Source organism: Psychrobacter sp. T6-1, from assembly GCF_052258445.1.
In genome coordinates this window covers 1-4,706 of record NZ_JBQQFC010000193.1, presented here as the reverse complement: position 1 = coordinate 4,706, position 4,706 = coordinate 1, and the positions used below count along the sequence as shown (strand labels likewise).

The 4,706-nt window shown below is 43.6% G+C and carries 5 protein-coding genes and 2 pseudogenes; 6 read left to right on the top strand and 1 reads right to left on the bottom strand.

The features are described from left to right. Positions 1 to 246 precede the first annotated feature (246 nt). The 3 genes and pseudogenes from ACTXGO_RS09875 to ACTXGO_RS09865 all read left to right on the top strand — a co-directional run. Positions 247 to 903: a YoaK family protein gene (locus ACTXGO_RS09875; protein WP_443543537.1), complete on the top strand. Its 657-nt coding sequence runs from the start codon at positions 247 to 249 to the stop codon at positions 901 to 903. A gap of 347 nt (positions 904 to 1,250) precedes the next feature. Next, positions 1,251 to 1,391 carry a hypothetical protein gene (locus ACTXGO_RS09870; RefSeq protein WP_443543539.1) on the top strand — a complete coding sequence of 47 codons (141 nt, stop codon included), beginning with the start codon at positions 1,251 to 1,253 and terminating at the stop codon, positions 1,389 to 1,391. Between the two features lie 30 nt (positions 1,392 to 1,421). Then, positions 1,422 to 1,823, top strand: a pseudogene (locus tag ACTXGO_RS09865) (isochorismatase family protein); the annotation flags it as partial. Positions 1,824 to 1,932: 109 nt separating this feature from the next. Here the strand turns inward: ACTXGO_RS09865 and ACTXGO_RS09860 are convergent. Beyond that, entirely contained in the window at positions 1,933 to 2,259 is a 327-nt protein-coding gene (locus tag ACTXGO_RS09860; protein WP_443574267.1) for a GNAT family N-acetyltransferase, read from the bottom strand. A gap of 331 nt (positions 2,260 to 2,590) precedes the next feature. Between ACTXGO_RS09860 and ACTXGO_RS09855 the strand changes: the two genes are divergently transcribed. From ACTXGO_RS09855 to ACTXGO_RS09845, 3 genes and pseudogenes are all read left to right on the top strand, one after another. Then, the gene (locus ACTXGO_RS09855) at positions 2,591 to 3,292 is read left to right on the top strand and encodes a hydrolase (RefSeq protein ID WP_443574265.1); all 702 of its coding nucleotides are present in this window, start codon (positions 2,591 to 2,593) and stop codon (positions 3,290 to 3,292) included. Between the two features lie 120 nt (positions 3,293 to 3,412). Continuing rightward, positions 3,413 to 3,574, top strand: a pseudogene (locus ACTXGO_RS09850) (DUF1427 family protein); the annotation flags it as partial. 181 nt (positions 3,575 to 3,755) lie between these two features. Then, positions 3,756 to 4,706 (top strand): amidohydrolase family protein (locus ACTXGO_RS09845; RefSeq protein ID WP_443574262.1); only part of this gene is annotated, 951 nt, incomplete at its 3' end.

Here is a 4,706-nt window from a genome sequence, read left to right as displayed (position 1 = left end):
TACTTTTATTGTTCTTACTTTTATTGTTCTTTAAACATGAACTTAGTGTTGTTTTTATTAGTGTTTATCTAATTATAGTCAACAATTATACTGATCGAAGTAGTAAACGTACTTGGCATTTGCGATATAAATTCACCAACATATAAATAGGGGAGTGAAGTGGCTCATATAGAAAAAACAAAAAATGAGAGCGACAACGCGCCTTCATCTAACCTGACTTTTTGGCAGCGCTATCAGATACCAGTCATGTTAACTACGGTGGGCGGCGCTATTGATACCATAGGTTTTATCGGGTTACTTGGCTTCTTTACCAACCACGTCACTGGTAACTTGGTGATGGCGGGTGGCGGACTGGTTAAAGGTGGCGATGGGCTGTGGGTCAAGCTTGGCGCATTGCCTGTGTTCTTGCTGACGGTCATTATCACCAAACGTATGATCAATATTACGAGTGCTAACAAACCTATTCTCAGTAATTTATTATTTGCTGAAGTTGTGTTTTTGCTGGCGTTTTTGGCATCGGCTATCTATTTTGGCCCTTTTGAGCAGGCGGGCACGTTAGAAGTGGCATTTACAGGATTTTTGGGTTTGACCGCTTTTGCTATTCGTAACACCGCAGGCAAAACGATTATGGGCAAAATGAAGCCAACGCTACTGATGACGGGTAATACCACGCAGCTCGGTATTGATCTATCAGACTATGTGTTTGATCGCAAAAATTGCAACATGAGTAGCCTAAAGCATAGCTTTACGCTAGTTGCCAGCTTTACTATTGGCGCTTTTGTGGGTGCGGTATTGTTCATCTACATCGGTTTATGGGCAATTGCTCCGTTTATCTTGCCCGTGCTTTACGCGGCGATAAAAATGCGTGATAAGCAAGCGCTAAAAAATGCTACGGGCGCTTAGTGCTTTATTGAGCTTACTTGCAACAATCAACAAACTATAAATTTGATTTACCAGATATTAACAAACATTGTACTAGTCTACTAATGTAAGTTAAAAAGGTACGCTAGTATACTGTGAAGGACTATTACCTAGTGTGTAATGTACATTAAATCCTTCTTAAGGGTTTGGTGCACATCATTATAAATAGTTCTTCTATAACAATAACACTAGAGCACTTCAACTATAAACAAAATCAAAGGAAGATAATTATGTCTAATTTTAATATTGATCAAGTAAAAGCTGATCCTAGCGATAAGCTCATCACCCCTGACAATACAGTATTTATGTTCATTGACCAGCAGCCATAAATGTATTTTGGGCTAGGTAGTCATGACACAAAAGATGTGCTCAATGCGATCGTCGCTTTATCTAAAACGAGAAAAATCTGGGATATCCCAACGGTCTTGACGACGTTGACTACCGATACCTTTACCGGTGAGATTCCTTAGCAGCAAAAAAGAGAGTTTGAAAACGATACGCCAATCGATCGTACTTTACTTAACGCTTGGGAAGATCAACGCGTTGTCGATGCAGTCAAAAAGACGGGTCGCAAAAAGATTATTATGTCAGGCCTATGGACTGAAATCTGTGTGCTATTGCCAGCAATATCAGCAGCCGATCAAGGCTATGATGTCTACGTTGTAACTGACGCATGTGGCGGAATCGATAAAGAAGCCCACGATATGGCCGTCATTCGTATGACAGAAGCGGGCGTCATTCCGATGACTTGGGTTCAGGTCTTGTGTGAGTTGCAGCGTGACTGGGCACGTGAAGAGACTTATCAGCCGGTCATGGATGTCGTGATGGAGCACGCAGGTGCTTACGGTGTTGGGGTACAGTATTACAACAACCCACCAAAAGAGATCGTCAAGAATGTCTAAAGTGTAAACCTGAAGCTTTAAGCTGAAAAGTTTCATAAATAAAGAACGCCGTGCTCATAGCATGGCGTTTTTTTATTTTAGAGTTATTTTTATTCTAAGATTATGAGGTTTAGGGCGCTGCGTTATGAAATACAGAGTTGTCTTGGTACTCAGGGTGCTTGTCGATATAGGATTTGACATAAGGACAGGTGGGTTTAACTCGCAGGCCTTTTGCTGCGGCATCATCCAAGATATATTTGACTAGATAACCTGCGATACCTTGACCGCCTAATTCTTTTGGCACCTCGGTATGCTTGTACTCAATGCCTTTTTCACCTGTACTTGTGGTAAAGAACTCGTAGTCCTCCAGTGCAATTTGATCATCGATATGAATCTCAAAACGTTGTTTGTCTTTATTATCGATAACGTCATAGTTTAATGGTTGTTCGTCAGACATAGGGTGACTCCTTTTATTAATAAATGATAAGACCTAGATGGTGCTCTAGATTGTAGCTTTAATATGCTAGCAGCTTACAGGGGATGGTTTGTTAGCATTATATTACTGAATATAGGGTTCTGATAAACGGTTATTGTTCTGATAAACAGAATGGTGAGTTGCAATTGCTCTGGTTTATCTTTTATTTGCTAACAATTATTATAATTACATCGTTTAGAGTTGGTTTGAGGCGTCATTGATTAGAGCCTTATTACATTGAGCCAGCTCTGACGTTTAGATTTTGTAGTAGTAACGACTTTTGAATACTCATCTCACTATTAGGAATACGACTATGTCTAACAAGCTTTTAGAACTACTAACGCCGCAAAACAGCCAAATTATCTTTATTAATCAGCAGCCACAGATGGCTTTTTGTGTACAGTCTATCGATCGTCAAACTCTAAAAAACAATGTGGTTGGTCTAGCAAAAGCGGCTAAAACTTTTGGTATCCCAACGACTATCACTGCGGTTGAAACCGCGGCGTTCTCTGGCAATACCTTTCCAGAGCTACTAAGCGTATTCCCAGACAACGATACGCTAGAGCGCACTTCAATGAACTCTTGGGATGATCAAAACGTCCGTGATGCGCTCGCTGAGCATGCCAAAAATGGCCGCAAAAAGATCGTCGTATCTGGCCTTTGGACTAAGGTTTGTAACTTATCTTTTGCGCTATCTGCTATGCATGACACCGATTATGAGATCTATATGGTCGCTGATGCCTCTGGTGGCACGACTCTTGAGGCGCATCAGTACGCTATGGATCGTATGGTGCAAGCAGGCGTGATCCCAGTCACGTGGCAACAAGTGCTCCTAGAGTGGCAATGTGATTGGGCTAATAAAGACACTTATGATGCGGTTATGGATATCGTCAGAGAGCACTCTGGCGCTTATGGTATGGGTGTTGATTATGCCTATACGATGGTACATAAAGCCCCTGCACGCGCGATGGCAAGAGGCAGCATTGGACCTAATCCTGCCCTTAAAACGGGCTAATATATTATTGAGTATCGTGCGGTTAAATACAATATTTAGCCGCAGCTACTGTCTTATAGCATCAATTGAGTTTGCAAATCTTTAGAGCTTGGTTGATGCTTTTTTTATGGCGATAAAAATATGAAACTGTATCTTATCTCACTCGCGGTCGGCATTCTGGCAGGTCTGTTATATGGCGTATTGAACGTGCGCTCGCCTGCGCCTCCTGTGGTCGCACTTATTGGACTACTTGGTATGCTCATCGGTGAGCAAATGGTGCCTTATGGTAAGCAGTTTATCGCCAGTTACTCATCAAAAGATGAGGCGGCACAAGTACTTGAACCCTCTACATCAGCGCCCAGCACCTCAAGTGTCAATAATGGCGCAGTGTTAGACCCAAAAACCACTTCTCAGCCGCGCTTAGACGCTTAATTCACTTAAATGCACGCCCGATAAGTGCATTCCATACATTAAGGATAATATTATGGCAACTCCCGATATCATCTACTACAACGGCAAGATGACGACTCTTGACCACAGCAAACCTAGTGCAAGCGCTGTCGCCATCAAAGACGATAGATTCGTCGCGGTCGGCAATGACAAAGACGTACGAGAGCTGGCGGGCGAGAATACCAAGATTATTAATCTAAACGGTCGTAGCGTCATCCCAGGTCTTTTTGATAACCACACTCATGTCATCCGCGGCGGGCTCAATTACAATATGGAGCTGCGTTGGGATGGGGTAAGATCGCTTGCCGATGCGATGTCTATGCTCAAAGCGCAAGTGGATAAGACACCATCTCCGCAGTGGGTACGGGTCGTTGGCGGCTTTACCGATCAGCAGTTCGCTGAGAAGCGCTTGCCGACGATTGATGAGATCAATGCTATCTCCCCAGATACGCCAGTATTTATCCTGCATCTATATGATCGCGCGCTATTGAACGCGGCAGCTCTGCGTACGGTAGGCTATACCAAAGACACGCCTGAACCACCGGGTGGCGAGATTACTCGTGATGCTAATGGCAATCCGACAGGTCTGCTCATTGCTCAGCCCAATGCGACTATCTTGTATGCCACCCTTGCCAAAGGGCCAAAACTGCCTTTTGACTATCAAGTGAACTCAACCCGTCACTTTATGCGCGAGCTTAACCGTTTAGGGGTCACGGGCATTATCGATGCAGGCGGCGGCTCACAGAACTTCCCTGATGATTATGAAGTCGTGCAAAAGCTTAACGATGAGAATTTGCTGACTGTGCGCATAGCGTATAACTTATTTACCCAAAAGCCAAAAGAGGAAAAAGAGGACTTTTTACGCTGGACGCAAACGACTGACTATAAGCAAGGCGATGACTACTTCCGTCATAATGGTGCAGGTGAGATGCTGGTATTCTCAGCCGCTGACTTTGAGGATTTCAGACAGCCGCGCCCTGAGATG

What these genes read in the sequence shown, in the direction of transcription:
- ACTXGO_RS09855 (WP_443574265.1), top strand. Translation starts at nt 2,591, where the DNA reads ATGTCTAACAAGCTTTTAGAACTACTAACGCCGCAAAACAGCCAAATT.
- ACTXGO_RS09875 (WP_443543537.1), top strand. Translation starts at nt 247, where the DNA reads ATGTTAACTACGGTGGGCGGCGCTATTGATACCATAGGTTTTATCGGG.
- ACTXGO_RS09860 (WP_443574267.1), bottom strand. Translation starts at nt 2,259, where the DNA reads ATGTCTGACGAACAACCATTAAACTATGACGTTATCGATAATAAAGAC.
- ACTXGO_RS09870 (WP_443543539.1), top strand. Translation starts at nt 1,251, where the DNA reads ATGTATTTTGGGCTAGGTAGTCATGACACAAAAGATGTGCTCAATGCG.